The organism is Lentzea sp. (assembly GCF_036380075.1).
Lineage (GTDB): Bacteria > Actinomycetota > Actinomycetes > Mycobacteriales > Pseudonocardiaceae > Lentzea.
This window is the reverse complement of record NZ_DASVFL010000039.1, coordinates 1-20470: the sequence shown is the minus strand read 5'-3', so window position 1 is coordinate 20470 and position 20470 is coordinate 1. Positions and strand designations below refer to the sequence as shown.

The window sequence follows — 20470 nt, the reverse complement described above, 5'->3', positions numbered from 1 at the left end:
AATAAGGCGACTCTGGATACCAGGCTGAGCGGGTCGCAGGCTGGAGTCATGGCTGAGAACAACGGCAAGGTCGTGGCGATCACCGGGGCGAGCAGCGGGATCGGCGAGGCGACCGCTCTGCTGCTCGCGCGGCAGGGCGCGCGGCTCGTGCTCGGGGCCCGCCGGGAGGAGCGCCTCGCGGACCTGGTCGCCAGGATCGAGGACGCGGGCGGCACGGCCGTGCACACCCGCACCGACGTGACCCGCAGGGAGGACCTGCACGCGCTGGTGGCGTTGGCACGGGAGCGGTTCGGCCGGCTCGACGTCCTCGTCGGCAACGCCGGGGCGGGCCCGATCTCGCCGCTCGACGACCTGCGGGTCGACGAGTGGGACGAGATGGTCGACGTGAACGTCAAGGGCGTGCTGCACGGCATCGCGGCCGCGCTGCCCGTGTTCCGGGAGCAGGGGTCGGGGCACTTCGTCACCACCGCCTCCACCGCGGCGTTCACCGTCGCGCCGGGCATGGCGGTCTACGCGGGCACCAAGGTCGCCGTCCGGGCGATCTGCGAGGGCCTGCGCCAGGAGGCGGGACCGTTCCTGCGCGTCACCACGGTGTTCCCCGGCTTCGTGCACACCGGGTTCGCGGAGGCGTCGAGCAACGACGACCTGCGGGCGCGCATCTCCGGTCTGCGCGACGAGATCGCGATACCGCCGGAGTCGATCGCGCGCGCCGTCGCGTTCGCCCTGGAGCAGCCGGCGGGCGTCGACGTGAACGAGGTCGTCGTGCGGCCGACCGCCCAGAGCTGAGTCGTGCCAACGGGAACGGGCGGCGACCGGGGTTCCGGTCACCGCCCGTTCCCGTGACAAGTCAGCCGGTCAGTCGCCCTCCACCTCGGTCGTGGTCGTCGTCCACGCGTCGGCGTCGCCACCGTTGCCGCCGTTGCCCGTGCTGCCACCGGTGGTGGCGCTGTAGTCGGCCGCGTCACCGGAGTCGCCCGTGGACGTGGCGCCGGAGTGACCGGAACCGGTGCCCGCCAGGCAGGTGCTGTACACGCACATCACCCAGGCGTCGTTGCCGCCGGTGTCACCGGAAGCGCCGGAGTGGCCGGTGTTCCCGGAGGTGGCGGTGTTCGCGCTGACGGCGTGGCCGCCGTTGCCCGAGGGCGCGCCGTCGCCGGCCGCCGCGGTCGTCGTGACGTCGGTGTCGGTGTCGCCGTAGGTGGTGCCGTCCGACTCGACCTCCGCCGAGGTTTCCGTTGTCGCAACGGCATCTCCGCCGTTACCGCCGTTGCCCGTGGAGCCGCCGGTGGTGGTGCTGTCGGTGCCGGCGTCGCCGGAGTCCCCCGTGGCCGTGCTGCCGGAGTGGCCGGAGCCGGTGCCGGTCGTGCAGGTGGCGTGCACGCACATCACCCAGGCGTCGTTGTCACCCGTGTCGCCGGAGTCACCGGAGAAACCGGTGTTGCCGGAGACGGCGTCGTCGACGCTCACGGCGTGGCCGCCGTTGCCCGAGGGGCCGCCGTTGCCGGCTGTCGCGGTGGTCTCGGCATCGGTGTCGGTGTCGCCCTGGGGACGGTCCGTGCCCTTGTCCGCTTCCGCGTCGGGCTCGATCTCCGTGTCGGACCAGGTCGTCGTTGTGGCGTCGGCGTTTCCGCCGTTGCCGCCCATGCCGGTGTCGCCGCCGGTGGTGGAGCTGTGGGTGGAGGCGTCACCGGAGTCGCCCGTCGAGGTGGAACCGGAGTGGCCCGAGCCGGTGCCGGTCACGCACTCGGCGTACACGCACAGCACGTGGGCGTCGTTGCCGCCGGTGTCACCGGATTCGCCGGAGTGGCCGGTGTTCCCGGACGTCGCGGTGGCGTGGCTGACGGCGTGACCACCGTGACCGGAGGTCGCGCCGTTCCCGGCCACCGCTGAGGTCGCGGCGTAGTAGCCGAACAGCTCGGCGGACATCAGATGTCCCGCACCCGCTGTCCGGAACGGCTGGAACGCGCCGGTGTCGGCACTGGCGGACGGACCGCCGGCCAGCACGAGGCCACCGGCCACGGCCGCGGCCAGGAGGCCTGTTTTGACGTTCTTGCGCATGCTCTTCCTTTCACGCGAAGCGTCTTCCCGTGCGGCCGTCCGGTTCGTCCACGTTCCGGAGCACTTCGGCGTCCGGTCCGCAGGTCCCGCCTGCCGCCGCACCCGGTGTCCTGAAGGGGAAACCGTCCTTCCGTCGGGGGAACACCGGGTTGCGCCGTCTGGAGTAACCTCGCCGAAAGGCCGAAAACATCGCGGGCACCTGCCAGCTGATCGAGCGACAAGCGGTTCACCTGCGCTGATCACGACGACCACTCGGCGAGGGAGATCCACCTCCGTCAGGGGTCGCTTGATCGGATGACCGGTCACCCGCAGGCACCGGTCACCGGTCGTGAAAGCGTTTCGGGGTGAGGAGTTCGCGCTTCGACGACGGCGCGCGCTAGTTGTAGATGGTGACCGTCAGCCGGGGGTTCGAGCGAAAATCCGTCGACTCGTAGGCGACGCGCGAGAGCGGCATGGAACCCGCCGCCGCGGTCAGCGTCGTCTCGATCTCGTTGCGCTCGTCCTCGGTCAGGTACGGCCAGAACGAGCTGTGCCAGACCACCGTGTGCACGTCGCCGTCGTCGGGCGGAACGAGGTTCTCGCGCAGCCACCGCCCGGCGGGGGAGCGGTCGACCCGCACCCCGACCTTCGTCGCGAGCTCGATGGCGTCGTCGAGGTCCCAGCGCAGCGAGTCGTGCTCAGGCGGGATGAACGAGTGCAGGATCATCGCGTGCTTGGGGTCCGCGGGGTCGCGCGGCTGGAGGTCGCACCCGGCCCTGCCGACGATCTCCAGGTTCGGCGGCCGCGGGCCGGCGGCGGCCAGGCGGACGGGGGAGTCCTTCTCGCCCCACTCCCAGCCGAGCCCGAACCACCGGTACCGGTCGAGGATCAGGTTCAGCCCCGCGCACGCCCCCAGCTCCAGCAGCCGCACCCGCTGCGCCCCGATCATCGTGAGGCCGCGCAGCAGGAACCCCGCCGTCTTGGGCTGGTGCTGCTGCACCGTCCGGTCCAGCGCCGCCAGGACGTCGCCCGCGTTCTCGACGATCGCGGTGCGCGCCGCGAGCCAGGCGAGCAGCGCCGCCGAGTCCGACTCGCCGGCCATCGCCGCGGCGTGCGCGCTGGTGAACCGCCTGCTCAGCTCCGGGGCCTTGCCCGACAGCATCAGCATCCGCACGCCCGCGAGCGTCTGGATGCCGAACAACGGGCTGTGCACCGCGCTGTGGGAACACAGCAGGTCGGCCACCGCCCCGCCGCGGTCCAGCTCGCCCGCGAGCTCGGACAGGATCCGCGCGGAGACCGGCGCGGTGGTGCGCAACCGCGCGGAGAAAGTGCGAAGGGTGGAAGCGCCGATGCTCGCCGCCGTCACGTTGCCTCCCCTCACCGGCACCGGAACCTTACAAGCACGTGAACGCCGGTGAACCATGTGAGACCACATGCACCGGCCCGGTCCGTCGGTATCGTGCGGCCTGTGAGCGAGTTCCTGGAGCTGTCCGCGGCCGGTCCGGTCGCCACGTTGACGATCAACCGCCCGGCCAAGCGCAACGCCATGAGCTACGACATGTGGTCCGCCCTGCCCGGCCTGATGGACCGGGTTTCCGCAGATGAGAGCATCCGGGTTCTCGTCGTCCGGGGCGGGGCGCACTTCTCCGCCGGTGCCGACATCGCCGAGTTCTCGACGCTGCGCCGCGGTGCCGCCGGGGCCGCCCACTACGGCGAGGCCGTGCACGAGGGCGAGCGCGCGATCGTGCGGCTGGAGAAACCGACGATCGCGGCGATCTCGGGGTTCTGCGTCGGCGGCGGCTGTGAGATCGCCCTCGCGTGCGACATCCGGGTGGCCTCGCCGGACGCGCGCTTCGGCATCACGCCCGCGAAGCTCGGCATCGTCTACAACTTCACGTCCACCAAGCAGCTCGTCGACGTGGTCGGCCCGGCGTGGGCGAAGCAGATCCTGTTCTCGGCGGACCTGATCGACGCCTCCACGGCGCTGCGGATCGGTCTCGTCAACGAGGTCGTGGACTCCCTCGACGCCCGCGTGCGGGAGCTGGCGGAGCAGATCGCCGGACGGGCGCAGGTGTCGGTGCGGGGCGCGAAGACGATCGTCGGCTCGATCACCGACGGCGGCCACGAGGACGACTTCGTGCGGGCGCTGTACGCGGAGGCCGCCTCCAGCGCCGACTACGCCGAGGGCGTGTCGGCGTTCCTGGAGAAGCGGCCTCCGCGGTTCTAGCGGTTTCTAGAACACCTCGTCGGCGATCGTGGTGTCCGGGCCGTGCCCGGTGTGCACCACGGTCTCCTTCGGGAGCGTCAGCAGCTTCTCCCGGATCGACTGCTCGATCGTCGGGCGGTCCGAGAACGACCGGCCGGTCGCGCCCGGCCCGCCCTGGAACAGCGTGTCGCCGGTGAACACCGCACCCAGAGACGGCACGTAGAAGCACACGGCGCCGGGCGAGTGGCCCGGCGTGTGCAGCACGTGGATCTCCTCGCCGGCGACCGTGAGCACCTGGCCGTCCTCCAGCGCCTGGTGCGGGATCATGCCCGTGTGCGTCAACGACCAGACCACGTGGTCGGCCTGGTGCAACGCCATCGGCGCGTCCGTCGCGTGCGCCAGGTCCGGAGCGACGCGGACGTGGTCGTCGTGCGCGTGGGTCAGGAGGATCGCGACGACACGGCGTCCGTCCACGACCTTCAGGATGTCGTCGACGGAGTGCGGTGCGTCGATGACGACGCATTCGCTGTCGTCGCCGATGACCCACACGTTGTTGTCGACGTCGAACGTCTCGCCGTCGAGCGAGAACGTGCCGGACGTGACGGTGTGGTCGACCCGCAGTGCCATCAGAACACCACGACCGAGCGCAGCACGTCGCCGTGGTGCATCTTCTCGAACGCTCCCTCGACACCGTCGAGGGGGATCTCCTCGGTGACGAACGCCTCGAGGTCGAAGCGGCCCTGCTGGTACAGGTCGACGAGCATCGGGAAGTCGCGCGAGGGCAGGCAGTCGCCGTACCACGAGGACTTGAGCGCGCCGCCGCGCGAGAAGAAGTCGATCAGCGGCATCTCGAGCTTCATGTCCGGCGTCGGAACACCCACCAGGACAACGGTTCCGGCGAGGTCGCGGGCGTAGAACGCCTGCTTCCACGTCTCCGGGCGGCCGACCGCGTCGATCACGACGTCCGCGCCGAACGAGTCCGTCAGGTCCTGGATCGCCGTCACGACGTCGTCGACCTCGCGGGCGTTGATCGTGTGCGTGGCGCCGAAACCCTTGGCCCACTCCAGCTTCCGCGGGTCGGTGTCCACGGCGATGATCTTCCCGGCGCCGGCGATGCGGGCACCCGCGATGGCGCCGTCGCCGACACCGCCGCAGCCGATCACGGCCACCGAGTCGCCGCGCGTGACACCACCGGTGTTCACGGCCGCGCCGACGCCGGCCATCACACCGCAGCCCAGCAGGCCGACGGCGGCCGCGCGGGCCGTCGGGTCGACCTTCGTGCACTGTCCGGAGTGGACGAGCGTCTTCTCCGCGAACGCGCCGATGCCCAGCGCGGGCGAGAGCTTCGTGCCGTCCGTCAACGTCATCGGCTGCGAGGCGTTGAACGTCGAGAAGCAGTACCAGGGCTTGCCGCGCCGGCAGGCACGGCACGTGCCGCACACCGCGCGCCAGTTCAGCACGACGAAGTCGCCGGGTGCCAGGTCGGTGACGCCCTCGCCGACCGACTCGACGACACCCGCGGCCTCGTGTCCCAGCAGGAACGGGAAGTCGTCGTTGATGCCGCCCTCGCGGTAGTGCAGGTCGGTGTGGCAGACACCGCACGCCTGGACCTTCACCACGGCCTCGCCCGGTCCGGGATCGGGCACCAGCACCGAGGTCAGTTCGACGGGTTGACCCTTGCCCCGGGCGACGATGCCCTTGACCTCTTGCGCCACTGCGACTCCAGTTCTCACTTGATCAGCGTCGTGCCTTCGAACTCGCCGAGGACTTCCCGGTAGAACTCAATCCCTACACCGTTGGGGTCGCGGATGTACAGGCTGTCCTCGACGCCCCGGTCGGGCCCCAGGTAGTCGATCCCGGCGGCGTCGAGCTTGCCCTTGATCTCGTCGAACCGCTCGGGGGAGGTCGACAGCGCGAGGTGCTGCACCGCGCCGATCGTCTCGGAGAAGTCCGGGTGGTCGTGGCCGGGGAAGTCGAAGAACCCCAGCAGGTTCTTGGCCCCGAGGTCGAAGAAGAAGTGGCTGGAGCCGCGGTAGTCGCGGTTCTCGACGAGCTCCACCAGCGGGAAGCCGAGGAACTCCTGGTAGAACCGGATCGTCTCCTCGACGTCCTTGCAGATCAACGCGATGTGGTGCACGCCGCGGGTGGGCGAACCACCTCGTTCGGCGAGCGGCTTCACGTAGCGTTCGCGCAGCTCTTCGCGCTTGGCCCTGATGGCTTCGAGCTCGGCACCCTCTGGCTGTGGCATGCCAGCAGAGTAGTTGAGGGTTCAAACGTTCGCAGGACCAGAAGCCCGGCCGCTCCGGCCGGGCTTCTCGAGTTCGTCGTCAGTCTTCCTCGTCGCCGGGCCACTCGCCGGTGAGCTTCTGGAAGCCCTTGGCGCCACCGCGGTCGATCGCGGCCTTGACCAGGCCGAAGATCGCGCCCTGCAGTGCCGCGGCGAGCAGCACCTCGCTCCAGGCGCGGTTGCGCATGGTCGCGCTCGGTGCTTCCTTGTCGCCCGCGATCAGCTTCCAGATCTGGCCGAAGATCGCGGTCGCGAGGAACCCTCCCAGCGCGCCGACCAGCATGCCCAGTGGGCGGTACAGGATCTTCACGCGTTCCTCCTCGTGATCGCCCAGATGGCGGCGATGAGCGCGACCAGCACGGCGGCGATGGCCGCGGGGTGCCGGCGGGCCTTCTCGACCTGCGCGGCCACGGGGGTCGGCAGCGAGTCGATCGCCTGGTTGGTCGCCGCGGTCATCCGCACGACCGTCTCGTGCGCCTGCTCCTTGACGCGGCCGGGCACGTCGACCTTGTGCGCCAGCGCTTCCACGGTCTCACCCAGCTCGCGGCGGGTGCGCTCGACGTCGCGCTGGAGCTGCTCCCTGGGGTCGGTCATCGGTGCGCACTCTCCTTGATCGTCGCGATGTCGCGCTGCACGTTGTCCATCGCCTGCCGCGGCACCGGCGGAGCGGCCTGCTTCACCTGGCCCTTGCCGACGAGGGCGAAGACGCCCGCGAACAGCAGAAGGGCGGCCGCGACGATCAACGCGGCCGCCCACGGCGGAACTACGAGCGCCAGCAGCAGGATCAGGCCCGCGACGACGCTGAGCCCGCCCCACCACGCGAACACGCCGGCCGCGCCGAACATCCCGGCGCCGACGCCGGCGTGCTTGCCCTTGTCCTTCAGCTCGGCGACGGCGAGACGGATCTCATCGCGCGCGAGCCTGCTCACCTGCTCGGACAGCTGGCTCACCAGCTGCGCGGTCGACGTGTCGGTGTTCATGCACGTCGTTTACCCCGAGTCGGGTTGAGCCAATCAGCCCTTGCGCCGATCAGCCCTGCTGGGCCTGTGCCTCGGCGACCTTGGCGTGGACCTCGTCCATGTCCACCTTGCGCGCCTGCTCGATCAGGTCGTCGAGAGCCGGCGCGGGCAGCGCGCCCGGCTGCGAGAACAGCACGACACCCTCGCGCACGATCATCAGCGTGGGGATGGACCGGATGCCGAACGTGGCAGCGAGCTCCTGCTGCGCCTCCGTGTCGACCTTGCCGAACGTGATGTCCTCGTTCTTGGCGGACGCGGCCTCGTACGTGGGCCCGAAGGCGCGGCACGGACCGCACCACTCGGCCCAGAAGTCGACCAGGACGATGCCGGAACCGCCGACCACCTCGTCGAAGTTCTCCGTGGTCAGCTCGACCGTCGCCATGTGTGTCCTCCTCGTTTGCCGGTGCTCTCCCGTCAACGAAGCGGGCGGCGGCGGAATTCCCCCGCGTGCCCCCGGTCACGCCCCGCGACCGTTCCGACACGTCCGAAAAGTTCTGTTCAACTTTTTGTGGACGTCTTCAACTGAGCGTTGTACGGTCCCCGCCATGAAGCCGCGCCTGCTCGTGACCTCGCTGCTCGTCCTGGGGCTCGCCGCCTGCGGGTCCACGTCCGACACCAGCTCGCAGACGTCCACGCCGCCCTCGTCCGACCTGGGCGCGGTCAAGAAGGACGACGCGCTCGCCGCGCTGCTGCCGCCCGAGATCGCCTCGGCCGGCAAGCTGCGGGTGGGGTCGAACATCCAGAACCCGCCGAACAACTTCTACGACCAGGACGGCAAGACGCCGCTCGGGTCGGAGGTCGACCTGGTCAAGGCGATCTCCGCGAAGCTCGGGCTCACCGCCGAGCACAGCGACATGGCGTTCAGCTCGCTGATCACCAGCCTCGAGACCGGTCGCGTCGACGTGACGATGGCCGCGATGAACGACACCGCCGAGCGCCAGCAGAAGATCGACTTCGTCGACTACTTCACCTCCGGCATCACGATCATGGTGCAGAAGGGCAACCCGCAGGGCGTCAAGTCGGTCGACGACCTGTGCGGCAAGGGGATCGCGGTCAACCTCGGCAGCTCGCAGGAGCAGTTCGCCAAGGAGCAGAGCGAGAAGTGCAAGGCAGCGGGCAAGCCCGAGGTCCAGCTCAGCGTCACCGACAGCGACACCGGCAACCAGAACCAGCTGCGCACCGGCCGCGTCGCCGCGATCCTGAACGACCTGCCGACCGCCGTCTACGTCTCGAAGACCGCCGGTGACGGCCAGTACTTCGAGGTCGTGCCGCTCGCGCCGATCAACGGCGGCCCGTACGGCATCGGCGTGAACAAGAAGAACGCCAAGCTGTCCGAGGCGATCAAGGGCGCGCTGCAGTCGCTGATCGACGACGGCACCTACGAGAAGATCCTCACCACCTGGGACATCAAGCAGGGTGCGATCACCAAGGCCGCGATCAATGGCAAGTGATCTTCAGACCGGCGAGGTCCGGCGGGACGAGCTCGTCGTCGTCCCGCTGAGCCACCCCTGGCGGTGGGTCAGCGGCGCGGTGATCCTCCTCGTCCTCGCGGGCCTCGGCTGGGCGATGGCCGAGGCGCAGATCCAGTGGGAGGACGTGCCGGGGTTCTTCACGCACCCCGCGATGCTCGAAGGCGTGGTCAACACCATCGTGCTCGCCGTCGCCGCCCAGGGCGGCGCGATCGTGCTCGGTGTCGTGGTGGCGCTGATGAGGCTCTCGGCGAACCCCGTCGCGCGGTGGTTCGCGGTCGGCTACATCTGGCTGTTCCGCGGCCTGCCGGTGCTGCTGCAGATCCTGATCTGGTTCAACCTCGCGCTGGTGTTCCAGAACATCAGCATCCCGATGCTGTTCTCGGTGCCCACCAACGTGGTCATGACGGCGTTCGTTGCGGCGTTGCTCGGCCTGGGGCTCAACGAGAGCGCCTACATGGCCGAGATCGTCCGCGCGGGCCTGAGCAGCGTCGACGCCGGCCAGACCGAGGCGGCGAAGTCGATCGGCATGACACCGCTGACGACGCTGCGCCGGGTGGTCCTGCCGCAGGCGATGCGCGTGATCATCCCGCCGACCGGCAACAACTTCATCAACATGATCAAGGGCACCTCGATGGCGTCGGTGATCGCCTTCCTGGAGCTCATCCACGCCGCGAACAACATCTCGTCGCGCAACCTGGAGATCATGGAGACCCTGTTCGCCGCGGCGGCCTGGTACCTCGTGATGGTCTCGATCGCGTCGATCGGGCAGCACTACCTGGAGCGTGCGTATGGCCCTCGTTGAGGCGATCGGTGTCCGCAAGTCGTTCGGCCACACCGAGGTGCTCCAGGGCATCGACCTGGAGGTGGAGCGCGGCGAGGTCGTGTGCCTGCTCGGGCCGTCGGGCGCGGGCAAGAGCACTTTTCTCAGGTGCGTCAACCACCTGGAGACCATCGACGCCGGCCGCATCTGGGTCGACGGCGTGCCGGTCGGGTTCCGCTCCGCCGGCGGCAAGCTCCACGAGCTGCGCGAACGGGAGGCCGCCCACCAGCGCCGCGACGTCGGCATGGTGTTCCAGCGGTTCAACCTCTTCCCGCATCGCACGGCGCTGGAGAACGTCATGGAGGGCCCGGTCCAGGTGCTCGGCCGGGGCCGCGCCGAGGTGCGCGCGGAGGCGATGGCGCTGCTGGAGCGGGTGGGACTGGCCGAGAAGGCCGATGCCTACCCGGCCCAGCTGTCGGGAGGCCAGCAGCAGCGTGTCGCGATCGCCCGCGCCCTGGCGATGAAACCGAAGCTGATGCTGTTCGACGAGCCCACGTCCGCGTTGGACCCGGAGCTGGTCGGCGAGGTGCTCGACGTGATGACCTCGCTGGCCCGCGACGGCATGACGATGATCGTGGTCACCCACGAGATCGGCTTCGCCCGCTCGGTCGCCGACCGCGTGGTGTTCCTCGTCGACGGCGCGGTGGTGGAGACCGGCAGCCCGTCCGACGTGCTGGACAATCCGCAGCAGCCGCGCACACGCCAGTTCCTCGCAAAGGTGCTCTGAGTTGATCGACGCCTCGTACCTCTCCCAGTTCCGCGAGCCGGAGGGGTATCTCGACTTCGCCCGCTTCGGCCCGCCGTCGCTGCCCGTGGTGACGGCGACCGCGCGGCTGATGGAGCAGGCCTCCCTCGCCGGTCCCTCCACAGTGGACACGCTGATGCGCGAGGAACAACGCGTGAAGGCCGCCGTGGCGCGGTTGTGCCGCTCGGACACCGACCACGTGGCGCTCGTGCCGAACACGTCGGTCGGCCTGTTCCAGGCGGCCTTCGGCCTGTCCGGCACGGTCATGTACTCGGCGTCGGAGTTCCCGTCCAACACCTACCCGTGGGTGCGGGCGGGTCTGCCGTCGGTCGTGCTGGACGGTCCGGTGACTCCGGCCGCGGTGGTCACCGGTTTGGGTCCTGACGTCTCGGCGCTGTCGGTGTCCGCCGTGGACTTCCGCACCGGCTACCGCGCGGACCTCGCGGCGCTGCGCGAGGCCGTCGGCGACCGCCTGCTGGTCGTCGACGGCATCCAGGGCTTCGGCGTCGTCGACGAACCGTGGGAGCTCGCCGACGTGCTGGTGGTCGGCGGCCAGAAGTGGCTGCGGGCGGGCTGGAGCACCGGCTTCGTCGTCTTGTCCGACCGCGCTCTGGAGAGGCTGTCGCCCGTCCTGTCGGGGTGGACCGGCGCGGTCGACGCGGGCCTGTTCGACAACGCGGTGCACGCCGCCGCCCCCGACGCCGCCTCCTGGAACATCACCAACTTGTCCCCGGTCGTGTCCGGCGCCTTCGCCGAGGCCCTCGAACTGGTGGAGCTGGCGGGAGTTCCCTCGCTGGACTCCGCCGTGAGCGCGCTGGTGGCCGAGCTGGAGGAGATCGTCCTGTCGTGCGGAGGCGAGATCGTCTCCGCACGCGACCGCCGAGCCGGCATCCTCGCGTTCACCATGCCCGAGGCCGCCTCGGTGGTCGGCGAGGCTCTGAACGCCTTCGGCATCACCGCGACCGTCCGCCCCGAGCACGTCCGCCTGTCGCCGCACGCCTCCACTTCACGCGGCACGCTGGAACGCGTCCGCGCCGCCCTGAAGTCGCTGTCGGGCTCTTCCTCCTCGCCGGTTCCGGCCGCCCTGTCGGCCCTGGTGCCCACCGTCGACTCGCTGGCGTCCGCTCTGGGCCCGGACACCGAGGTCGTGGTGCACGACCTGTCCCGGCTGCCGAACTCGATCATCGCGATCGCGGGGTCTCTCACGGGTCGCCAGGTGGGCGGCCCGATGACCGACCTGCTGCTGGGGCTCGTCCGCCGCGGCACGACCACCGACATGCCCGGCTACGAGACTTACGCGCCGGACGGCCGCGCGATCTGGTCGTCGACCACCTTCGTGCGTGACGCCGCCGGTGTCGCCGTGGGCTGCCTGTGCGTCAACAAGCTCGCCGCCCACGAGGCGTCCGGGCCCGTCGAGTCGTTTCCCCAGGACGTGGACACGTTGCAGCGGGTGCTGGTTGAGAAGGCCATCGCCGACGTCGGGGTGCCGGTCGAGCTGATGAAGAAGGTGCACAAGTCGCAGGTCGTGAGGGTGCTGGACGAGGCGGGGTTCTTCCTGATCCGCGACTCGGTCGACCACCTGGCCGGGGTCCTGGAGGTCACCCGGTACACGATCTACAACTACCTCAACGAGAACAGAGGGACCTGAGCAGGGCGGCCCAGGCGGGGGAGGAGAACGCGAGGACGTCGCCGCTCGCGTTCTTCGAGTCCCGGACCAGCGCGTTGTGGGCGAGCGAGACCTCGACGCAGTTGCTGTCCTCGGCCCCGCCGCTGTAGCTGCTCTTATGCCAGGTGCGGTCCTGAGTCATCAAGTCCCTCTCGCGGTCGGCCGGCGTACTCGGCCAGCTTGTCCCGCGATTGTTCCGCACTCAAGGCGACCTCATCCAGGCGGTGGAAGAAGAGCCTGGTGCGCGCGATTGCACCTGGATCCTCCACGAAGACGTTGGCCAGGATGGCTTCGCTGAAAACGAGCGAGCGCGCCTTCTCGAACTCCCAGAGCACGAAGCTGGAAGCGACGACGGGCGCGTCCCTGGGCACGATCCGAATGGCGTGTGTCCTGTGCAGGAGGCGGGCGTACTGATTCCTCATGACCTCACCATCGCCGACCTGCCTCTCCAGCACGTGCTCATGGACGTAGAACAAGCAAGTCGGCCGGTCGTGCCGTCGCAGGATCGCTTGGCGCTCGATCCGGTACTGGACGAGGTTCGGAATGCGTTCCTCGGCGACCAGCCCAGTCATCCGGTAGATGCCGTCGGCGTACTCCGGTGACTGCAACAGGCCCGGCATCGCCAACGTGTCGTAACTCGTGATCGCCGTGGCGGTCGCCTCCGCCATCGCCATCGTGCGGAGATTGCCCGAGACCTGCACCCGGTACTCGTCGAACGCGTACCGGTACCGGCGCCGGAACTCCATCACGAAGTCGACGTCCTTCCCGCACATCGACAGGTACTGGACGAGGTCGATCTCGCTCGCCCGAGCCTTCCCGTGCTCGATAGTCGACACCTTGCTCGGGTCCCAGCCCAACTTCAGCGCGAGCCGGTTGCCGCTCAGCCCGGTGCAGGTCTCCCGCAACCGGCGCAGCTCGTCGCCCAGGTCCCTGCTGTAGGCGGTGGATGCACTCATGCGCCGAAGCTATGACTTGCAAGAGCTTCAAGCCGCCGCTCGTTCGGGTGAAAACGGTGCCCAAGCCGGTTCGCGTACCGGTCGAGTCCAGTTACTTTCCCGCAACTTGCCTCTTCCCTTCCACGTCACATCGTGTTTACCGTTCAAGCTGTGAGAGCGCTCTCAAAGGTGAGATGGCTGGCCGGTCTGGCCGCCACGGCGATTGCCCTGTCGTCATTCGCGTCGTCCTCCGTCGCCTCCGCGGCCGATGACTACACGCAGAGCGTGACGGCGCTGGACTCCACTCAGGCGAGGATCAACTTCACGCCGACCACCCCTGCCCTGTACGTCGACGTTCACTACCTGGTCTCGGGTGTGAACCAGCAGAACTTCCGCATGACCAACAACTCCGGCACGTGGCAGAAGACCGTCGGGTCGCTGTCGTCGGGGACGCAGGTCGAGTACTGGTTCACCTACGAGAAGAGCGGGCCGCAGTACGACACCCCGCACTTCACCTACACGCACGGCAGCACGCAGGCGCCGGTCGCGACGCCGACCTTCAACCCGCCCGGTGGCGCGTACTCGTCCGGGCAGACCGTGACGATCTCCACCTCCACCAGCGGTGCGACGATCCGGTACACAGTGGACGGTTCGACGCCCACGACGAGCTCCCCGGTCTACAGCGGGCCGATCTCCGTGCCCAGCAGCCGGACGGTCAACGCCATCGCCACCAAGTCCGGCCTGGCGAACTCGTCCGTCGGCAGCGCGACCTACACGATCGGCACGACGCAGGGGTGCGTCCAGTCGGACAACCCCAACTTCGGGCCGAACACGCGCGTCTTCGACCCCGGCATGTCGGCGCAGTCGATCCAGGCGCAGCTCGACACGGACTTCAACAACCAGAAGGACACGCTGACCGCGCAGATGGCGCCCCGCCGGGTCGCGCACCTGTTCAAGCCGGGCACGTACAACGTGCACGACGACGTCGGCTACTACACGTCCGTCTCCGGTCTCGGCCGCAACCCCGGTGACGTCGTGATCAACGGCGACATCACCGTGGACGCGTTCAACGAGTCCGACAAGGGCGTGGCGCTGCAGAACTTCTGGCGCAGCGCCGAGAACATGGCCGTCAACCCCAGCAGCGGAACCAACCGCTGGGCCGTCGCGCAGGCCGCGCCGTTCCGCCGCATGGACATCCGCGGCAACCTGGCGCTCTACCCGGCGTCCTACGGTTTCGCGTCCGGTGGCTACACGGCCGACACCCGCGTGTCCGGTCAGACGGCGTCGGTCTCGCAGCAGCAGTGGTACACGCGCGACTCCAACTACAACGGCGGCTGGGCCGGTGGCGTGTGGAACATGGTGTTCTCCGGAACGCCCGGCGCGTCCGGCAACACGTTCCCGAACCCGCCGTCGACCAACCTGGCGACGACGCCGATCTCGCGCGACGTGCCCTACCTCTACTTCGAGAACGGCGCGTACCGGGTCTTCCTGCCCTCGTTGCGCACCAACGCCTCCGGTGCGTCATGGGTCAACGGCGGCACGCCCGGCACCTCGCTGCCGATGAACCAGTTCTACGTCGTCAAGTCCGGTGACACGGCCTCGACGATCAACGCGGCACTGGCCCAGGGCTGCAACCTGTTCTTCACGCCCGGCATCTACAACGTCAACCAGACGATCAACGTCACGCGGCCGAACACCGTCGTGCTCGGCATCGGCTACGCGACGATCGTGCCGCAGAACGGCGTCACCGCCATGCAGGTGGCCGACGTCGACGGCGTGCGGATCAAGGGCATCCTGTTCGACGCGGGCACGACCCTGTCCCCGTCGCTGCTGACCGTCGGCCCGTCCGGCTCGTCGGCGTCGCACGCCTCCAACCCGACGACGCTGCAGGACGTGTTCTTCCGCGTCGGCGGCGCGGTCGCGGGCAAGGCGACGAACAGCCTGGTCGTCAACAGCAACAACACGATCATCGACCACACCTGGATCTGGCGCGCCGACCACGGCAACGCCGGCACCTGGGGCTGGAACGAGGCCATCGGTGACACCGGCCTGGTCGTGAACGGCAACGACGTGCTGGCCACCGGCCTGTTCGTCGAGCACTACCAGAAGTACCAGGTGATCTGGAACGGCGAACGCGGGCGGACCATCTTCTTCCAGAACGAGATGCCGTACGACGTGCCGAACCAGGCGACCTGGAACAGGCCGAACGGGCAGGCCGGCTACGCCGCCTACAAGGTCGGCGACAACGTCCAGAACCACGAGGCGTGGGGTCTCGGCAGCTACTGCTTCTTCAACGTCAACCCGTCGGTGCGCGCCGAGAACGCGTTCGAGGTGCCCAACCGGTCCGGCGTGAGGCTGCACAACCTGCTGACCGTCTCGCTCAACTACCAGGGAACGATCACCCACGTGGTGAACAACGTCGGTGCGGTGACGCCGCCGGGAACCGTCCCGGTGAACGTCGTCAACTACCCGTGAGGCGTTGAGGAAGCGGCCCGCCACCCCCGGTGGCGGGCCGTACCCTTCTCCGGGTGAGCAGGACGACGACGGTGTCGGTGGGCGACCGGGGTTTCTGGGTGCTGGACGACGCCTTCGCCGTCTGGCTGACCTACCTGGTGGACGAGACCGGGCGCGTGGCGCCGGACCCGTGGCTGACCGGGCTCGCCGAGGACTGGCGGGGCGTCCTGGAGTGCCCCGACCTGGGCGAGGTCCTGCCCGAACTGCCCGTGGACCGCGCGCGTCTGCTGCTGGAGGTGGCCACGGGAGCGCGGCTGCGTGCCGCCGAGGCCGGTGACGTGCCGTGGGACTTCACCCGGACCGGGAAGGACCACGTCGAAGTCGGACGGGTCCTCGAGGTGGCCGACGGGTTCGTGGCCCTGCTGGACGGCACGATGCCCGCCGATCCGCCGGGAGGCGCGTGGTTCCTCGGCACCGGCGAGGGCTGGGCGGTGATGCCGTACCGGCAGGACTCGCCCGCCCTGAACCAGCCGCGGTTCGCCCGGTGGTGAAGGGCTGATTTCGTTTCCCCGCGCCCCGCATTGCATGATGCGTGGCATGTCGATCGACCGTGGCGCCGAGTTCGCCGAGTTCTGGGCTGAGCGGCACCTGTGCACGCTCTCCACCGCGCGTCCAGACGGCACCGTGCAGGTGGTGCCGGTCGGGGTCGCGCTCGACCTGGAGGCCGGTGTCGCGCGGATCATCACCGACGGCGCGTCGTGGAAGGTCAAGCACGTCCGCAAGGCCGGGTACGCCGCGGTGTGCCAGGTGGACGGTCGGCGCTGGTCCACGCTGGAGGGGCCGGCCGTGGTCAAGGACGACCCGGAGTCCGTCGCGGACGCCGAGCGGCGGTACGCGGCGCGCTACAGGCAGCCGCGGGTGAACCCGACACGCGTGGTGATCGAGATCCAGGTGAAGCGTGTCAGCGGAAGCGTCTGACGTAGTCGTCGTCGGCATCGGCGCCGACGGCTGGGACGGGTTGTCACCGGCCGCCCAGCGAGCCGTCGGGAACGCGAAGGTCCTGATGGGGTCGCGGCGGCAGCTCGACCTGGTGCCGGGGGAGTTCGAGCGGGTCGTGTGGCCGTCGCCGCTGGTCCCGGCGTTGCCGGAGCTGTTCGGCAAGCACCGCGACGTGTGCGTGCTCGCGTCCGGCGACCCCATGTTCCACGGCATCGGCACGACGCTGGTCCGGTTGCTCGGGCCGAGGGTCACCGTCATCCCGCACCCCTCGTCGGTGTCGCTGGCGGCGGCACGGCTCGGGTGGGCGTTGAACGAGGTCGAGGTCGTGTCGCTGGTCGGGCGTTCTCCCGACCTGCTGCGGGCCGCTCTCAGCCCCGGACGGCGCGTGCTCGTGCTGGGCGGCGACCCGGAGACCGTCGCCGGCATCGCCGGGCCGGTCACCGTGCTGGAGCAGCTCGGCGGGCCCGCCGAGCGGGTCTACGAGTGGGCCGGGCAGACCGCGGACCCGTTGTGCGTCATCGCCGTGGAGTACGCCGGGGAGGCGCTGTCCCGCGTGCCGGGGCTGCCCGACGACGCCTACGAGACCGATGGCCAGCTGACGAAGCGCGAGGTGCGGGCGATTTCCCTGTCGAGACTGGCGCCGCTGCCGGGACAGCTGCTGTGGGACGTCGGTGCCGGGTCCGGGTCCATCGCGATCGAGTGGGCGCGGACGCACCCGACGTGCCGCGCGATCGCCGTCGAGCAGTCGGCCGAGCGGGCAGGACGGATCGTGCGCAACGCCGCGGAGCTCGGCGTGCCCGGCGTGCAGGTCCACATCGGACGGGCACCGGAAGTGCTGGAACCGCTGGAGAAACCCGACGCGATCTTCATCGGCGGCGGGCTCACCGCGCCGGGTGTCGTGCAGGCCTGCTGGGACGCGCTGCCGTCCGGCGGGCGGCTCGTCGTGAACGCCGTGACGCTGGAGTCCGAGGCCGTGGTGGCGCAGTGGTACGCGCGGCTGGGCGGCGACCTGGTGCGCATCGCGGTGAACAGGGGATCGGCGGTCGGCGGGTTCACCGGCTGGCGGCCGCACATGCCCGTGACGACGTGGAGCGTGACGAAGTGACCGTGCACTTCATCGGGGCCGGTCCCGGCGCCGCCGACCTGATCACGGTGCGCGGCCGCTCGCTCATCGAGTCGTCGCCGGTGTGCCTGTACGCGGGCGCGCTGGTGCCCGTGGAGCTGCTGGACTTCTGCCCGGACGGGGCGCGCAAGGTCGACACCGCGTCGCTGACGCTCGACGAGATCGTCGCCGAGCTCGTGGCGGCCTCCGAGCGGGGACAGGACGTCGCCCGGCTGCACTCCGGGGACCCGGCGGTGTTCAGCGCGATGGCCGAGCAGATGCGCCGCCTCGACGCGCTGGGCATCGACTACGACGTCACGCCCGGTGTGCCGGCGTTCGCGGCCGCCGCGGCGTCGTTGCGGCGCGAGCTGACCGTTCCCGGCGTGGGGCAGACGGTGATCCTCACGCGGACGTCGCAGCGCGCCACGCCGATGCCGCCCGGCGAGGACCTGGACACGCTGGGCCGCAGCCGCGCCACGCTCGTCCTGCACCTCGCCGTGCAGCGGATCTCCGAGGTCGTCGCCGAGCTCGTGCCGAACTACGGACCCGACTGCCCGGTCGCCGTGGTCGCGTACGCGTCGCGCGAGGACGAGGTCGTGCTGCGCGGCACGCTGGACGACATCGCCGCGCAGGTCCAGGCCGCCGGGATCAGGCGGACCGCCGTGATCGTCGTCGGACGGACGCTCGGGGCCACGCAGTTCCCGGACAGCCACCTGTACTCGGCCACGCGCGTCCGATGATCCTCATCCTCGGCGGGACGGGGGAGGCGCGCGAGCTGGCGTCCCGGGTTCCCGCCGTGTCGTCGCTGGCCGGACGCGTGAGCAACCCCGCGCTCCCCGAAGGAGAGGTCCGGGTCGGCGGCTTCGGCGGGGTCGACGGGCTCGCGCGGTGGTTGCGGGACAACGGGATCACCGCCGTGGTCGACGCCACGCACCCGTTCGCCCGCCGGATCACCGCGAACGCCTTCGAGGCCTGCCGGCGGGTCGGTGTGCCGCTGCTCGTCCTGCGCCGGCCCGGGTTCACGCCGCAGCCCGGCTGGCACTGGGTGGACAGCGTCGCCGAAGCCGCCGGCCGGCTCCCGGGCTCCAGGGTGTTCCTGACGACCGGGCGGCAGGACCTCGCGGAGTTCGCCGCGTGCCCGCAGTGGTTCCTGGCCCGCATGGTCGAACCGCCGGAACCGCCGATGCCGCAACGCATCGAGGTCCTGCTGTCGCGCGGTCCGTTCACAGTGGACGGTGAGCTGGAGCTGATGCGGCGGCACCGCGTCGACGTCCTGGTCACCAAGGACAGCGGCGGCCACATGACCTCGGCCAAGCTGGAAGCCGCACGGCGGCTGGGAGTTCCCGTCGTGGTCGTGCGCCGGCCACCGCTCCCGCCCGCGGACGTGGTGGCCGACGTCGACGCCGCCGTCAGGTGGTTGGGTACCGCCGGGGCGTGAACACCACGCCCGCACCGGTCACGACCGTCTGCGACGAGCCGATGATCAGCAGGCAGCGCATGTCGATCGTGGCCGGGTCGAGAGCGCCGAGCGTCAGCACCCGGATCTCCTCCTCCGGGCCGCCGACGTCCCGTCCGACGACCACCGGCGTCTCCGGCTTCCGGTGCTGCAACAGCAGGTCGCGCATGTCCGCGACCTGGTGCGTGCGCGCCTTGGACGCCGGGTTGTAGATCGCGATCACCAGGTCCGCCCTGGCGGTGGCGCTCAGGCGTTCGGAGATCACGTCCCACGGCTTGAGCCGGTCGCTCAACGAGATCACCGCGTAGTCGTGCCCGAGCGGCGCGCCGGCCTTGGCCGCCACGGCGTTCGCGGCCGTGACACCGGGGACGACCCGCACGGGCACGTCCGGCGTCTCCGCCGCGACCTCCAGCACGGCCGTCGCCATCGCGAAGACGCCGGGATCACCCGACGACACCACGGCCACCCGCGCGCCGCGGCGGGCCAGGTCCAGTGCGAAGGCGGCGCGTTCCGACTCGACCTGGTTGTGGGACGAGTGGCGCCGCTGGCCGGGACGTTCGGGGACGCGGTCGAGGTAGGTCGAGTAGCCGACCAGCTCGTCGGCGGCTTCGAGCTCCTGCCGCGCCTCGGGCGTGAGCCAGTCGCGCGAACCGGGACCGAGGCCCACGACGACGACCTCGCCCTTCGGCAAGGCCGGCTTGGACCCGCTGGGCAGCACGGCGATCGAGAAGTACGGCACGGTGTCGGGGTCGACGTCGGCGAGCGGCAGCATCTTCTGCCGCCGTGAGGTCGCGCGCTCGACGTACCAGGCGCCGTCGAGCCTGCCCGCGTCCTCCAGCGCCGCCCGGACGTTGCCGAACGTGCGGCCCAGCTTGAGGATCGCGGCAGAGTCGGTGTCGGCGAGGCGGCTCGCGAGCTCGGCGCGCGGCAACGTGCCGGGCAGGATCGTGAGGACCTCGTCGCGTTCGACGAGCGGGGTGCCCAGCACCGCGGACGCCCCGCTCACGGACGTCACGCCGGGCACGACCTCCCACTCGTACCGGTCGGCGAGCCGCTTGTGCATGTGCATGTACGAGCCGTAGAAGAACGGGTCGCCCGCGGCGAGAACGACGACGTCGCGTCCCGCGTCGAGGTGCGCGGCCAGCCGGGCGGCGGCCTGCTCGTAGAAGGCGTCGATCTCGCCCTGGTAGTCGTCGGTGTCCTCGGTGGTGACCGGGTAGACGAGCTGCTCGACGACCTGGCCCTCGCGGAAGTACGGCTCCGCGATGGTCT

General features: G+C 70.1%; 24 protein-coding genes. 12 read left to right on the top strand and 12 right to left on the bottom strand.

Annotated features, from left to right (window positions below; translation table 11 throughout):
- Window positions 1–48 precede the first annotated feature (48 nt).
- Complete coding sequence (locus VF330_RS05235; RefSeq protein ID WP_330850342.1) at window positions 49–786, top strand: SDR family oxidoreductase; 738 nt, start codon at window positions 49–51, stop codon at window positions 784–786.
- 69 nt (window positions 787–855) lie between these two features.
- Here VF330_RS05235 and VF330_RS05230 read toward each other — a convergent pair whose 3' ends face one another.
- Both VF330_RS05230 and VF330_RS05225 read right to left on the bottom strand, forming a co-directional pair.
- Window positions 856–2058 carry a hypothetical protein gene (locus tag VF330_RS05230; RefSeq protein WP_330850341.1) on the bottom strand — a complete coding sequence of 401 codons (1203 nt, stop codon included), beginning with the start codon at window positions 2056–2058 and terminating at the stop codon, window positions 856–858.
- A 376-nt stretch (window positions 2059–2434) separates the two neighbouring features.
- Window positions 2435–3403 carry a DUF2332 family protein gene (locus VF330_RS05225; protein ID WP_330850340.1) on the bottom strand — a complete coding sequence of 323 codons (969 nt, stop codon included), beginning with the start codon at window positions 3401–3403 and terminating at the stop codon, window positions 2435–2437.
- A 102-nt stretch (window positions 3404–3505) separates the two neighbouring features.
- On the opposite strand from VF330_RS05225, the gene VF330_RS05220 reads away from it, so the two are divergent.
- On the top strand, window positions 3506–4264 hold the full coding sequence (locus tag VF330_RS05220) for an enoyl-CoA hydratase/isomerase family protein (protein WP_330850339.1): 759 nt from the start codon (window positions 3506–3508) through the stop codon (window positions 4262–4264).
- 6 nt (window positions 4265–4270) lie between these two features.
- Here VF330_RS05220 and VF330_RS05215 read toward each other — a convergent pair whose 3' ends face one another.
- The 7 genes from VF330_RS05215 to trxA all read right to left on the bottom strand — a co-directional run bounded on the left by VF330_RS05215 (window position 4271) and on the right by trxA (window position 7931).
- Entirely contained in the window at window positions 4271–4870 is a 600-nt protein-coding gene (locus tag VF330_RS05215; protein WP_330850338.1) for an MBL fold metallo-hydrolase, read from the bottom strand.
- Window positions 4870–5958 (bottom strand): S-(hydroxymethyl)mycothiol dehydrogenase, encoded by a 1089-nt coding sequence (locus VF330_RS05210; RefSeq protein WP_330850337.1) that lies wholly within the window; start codon window positions 5956–5958, stop codon window positions 4870–4872. Before VF330_RS05210 ends, VF330_RS05215 begins: the two co-directional genes overlap by 1 nt.
- Window positions 5959–5972: 14 nt before the next feature.
- A complete protein-coding gene (locus tag VF330_RS05205; RefSeq protein ID WP_330850336.1) occupies window positions 5973–6491 on the bottom strand; it encodes a VOC family protein in 519 nt (172 codons plus the stop codon).
- Window positions 6492–6570: 79 nt separating this feature from the next.
- Complete coding sequence (locus VF330_RS05200; protein ID WP_330850335.1) at window positions 6571–6840, bottom strand: DUF4235 domain-containing protein; 270 nt, start codon at window positions 6838–6840, stop codon at window positions 6571–6573.
- Window positions 6837–7124, bottom strand: a complete 288-nt coding sequence (locus VF330_RS05195) for a DUF3618 domain-containing protein (RefSeq protein WP_330850334.1) — start codon at window positions 7122–7124, stop codon at window positions 6837–6839. The genes VF330_RS05200 and VF330_RS05195 overlap by 4 nt, the downstream gene beginning before the upstream one ends.
- Window positions 7121–7510: a phage holin family protein gene (locus VF330_RS05190; protein WP_330850333.1), complete on the bottom strand. Its 390-nt coding sequence runs from the start codon at window positions 7508–7510 to the stop codon at window positions 7121–7123. The genes VF330_RS05195 and VF330_RS05190 overlap by 4 nt, the downstream gene beginning before the upstream one ends.
- A gap of 49 nt (window positions 7511–7559) precedes the next feature.
- Complete coding sequence (trxA, locus tag VF330_RS05185) at window positions 7560–7931, bottom strand: thioredoxin (protein WP_330850332.1); 372 nt, start codon at window positions 7929–7931, stop codon at window positions 7560–7562.
- Window positions 7932–8094: 163 nt separating this feature from the next.
- On the opposite strand from trxA, the gene VF330_RS05180 reads away from it, so the two are divergent.
- The 4 genes from VF330_RS05180 to VF330_RS05165 are packed head-to-tail and all read left to right on the top strand — an operon-like array spanning window position 8095 to window position 12234.
- The gene (locus VF330_RS05180; protein ID WP_330850331.1) at window positions 8095–9000 is read left to right on the top strand and encodes an ABC transporter substrate-binding protein; all 906 of its coding nucleotides are present in this window, start codon (window positions 8095–8097) and stop codon (window positions 8998–9000) included.
- Window positions 8990–9823 (top strand): amino acid ABC transporter permease, encoded by an 834-nt coding sequence (locus VF330_RS05175; RefSeq protein WP_330850330.1) that lies wholly within the window; start codon window positions 8990–8992, stop codon window positions 9821–9823. Before VF330_RS05180 ends, VF330_RS05175 begins: the two co-directional genes overlap by 11 nt.
- A complete protein-coding gene (locus tag VF330_RS05170) occupies window positions 9810–10568 on the top strand; it encodes an amino acid ABC transporter ATP-binding protein (protein ID WP_414675340.1) in 759 nt (252 codons plus the stop codon). The genes VF330_RS05175 and VF330_RS05170 overlap by 14 nt, the downstream gene beginning before the upstream one ends.
- Window position 10569: 1 nt before the next feature.
- On the top strand, window positions 10570–12234 hold the full coding sequence (locus VF330_RS05165) for a PAS domain-containing protein (RefSeq protein WP_330850328.1): 1665 nt from the start codon (window positions 10570–10572) through the stop codon (window positions 12232–12234).
- Here VF330_RS05165 and VF330_RS05160 read toward each other — a convergent pair.
- Window positions 12212–12394: a DUF397 domain-containing protein gene (locus VF330_RS05160; RefSeq protein ID WP_330850327.1), complete on the bottom strand. Its 183-nt coding sequence runs from the start codon at window positions 12392–12394 to the stop codon at window positions 12212–12214. The two genes, VF330_RS05165 and VF330_RS05160, sit on opposite strands and share 23 nt — an antisense overlap.
- Window positions 12369–13208, bottom strand: a complete 840-nt coding sequence (locus VF330_RS05155) for a helix-turn-helix transcriptional regulator (protein WP_330850326.1) — start codon at window positions 13206–13208, stop codon at window positions 12369–12371. Before VF330_RS05155 ends, VF330_RS05160 begins: the two co-directional genes overlap by 26 nt.
- 150 nt (window positions 13209–13358) lie before the next feature.
- On the opposite strand from VF330_RS05155, the gene VF330_RS05150 reads away from it, so the two are divergent.
- From VF330_RS05150 to VF330_RS05125, 6 genes are read left to right on the top strand one after another with little or no spacing between them, the layout of a single operon-like run.
- A complete protein-coding gene (locus VF330_RS05150) occupies window positions 13359–15662 on the top strand; it encodes a chitobiase/beta-hexosaminidase C-terminal domain-containing protein (RefSeq protein WP_330850325.1) in 2304 nt (767 codons plus the stop codon).
- A gap of 53 nt (window positions 15663–15715) precedes the next feature.
- The gene (locus VF330_RS05145) at window positions 15716–16192 is read left to right on the top strand and encodes a hypothetical protein (protein ID WP_330850324.1); all 477 of its coding nucleotides are present in this window, start codon (window positions 15716–15718) and stop codon (window positions 16190–16192) included.
- 37 nt (window positions 16193–16229) lie between these two features.
- The gene (locus VF330_RS05140) at window positions 16230–16619 is read left to right on the top strand and encodes a TIGR03618 family F420-dependent PPOX class oxidoreductase (protein WP_414675339.1); all 390 of its coding nucleotides are present in this window, start codon (window positions 16230–16232) and stop codon (window positions 16617–16619) included.
- The gene (gene cbiE, locus VF330_RS05135) at window positions 16600–17745 is read left to right on the top strand and encodes a precorrin-6y C5,15-methyltransferase (decarboxylating) subunit CbiE (RefSeq protein ID WP_330850322.1); all 1146 of its coding nucleotides are present in this window, start codon (window positions 16600–16602) and stop codon (window positions 17743–17745) included. Before VF330_RS05140 ends, cbiE begins: the two co-directional genes overlap by 20 nt.
- The gene (cobM, locus tag VF330_RS05130) at window positions 17742–18482 is read left to right on the top strand and encodes a precorrin-4 C(11)-methyltransferase (RefSeq protein ID WP_330850321.1); all 741 of its coding nucleotides are present in this window, start codon (window positions 17742–17744) and stop codon (window positions 18480–18482) included. The genes cbiE and cobM overlap by 4 nt, the downstream gene beginning before the upstream one ends.
- Window positions 18479–19180, top strand: coding sequence for a cobalt-precorrin-6A reductase (locus VF330_RS05125; protein WP_330850320.1), 702 nt, complete (start codon window positions 18479–18481; stop codon window positions 19178–19180). Before cobM ends, VF330_RS05125 begins: the two co-directional genes overlap by 4 nt.
- Here VF330_RS05125 and cobJ read toward each other — a convergent pair.
- Window positions 19152–20470 (bottom strand): precorrin-3B C(17)-methyltransferase (gene cobJ / locus VF330_RS05120; protein WP_330850319.1); only part of this gene is annotated, 1319 nt, incomplete at its 5' end. The genes VF330_RS05125 and cobJ overlap by 29 nt on opposite strands.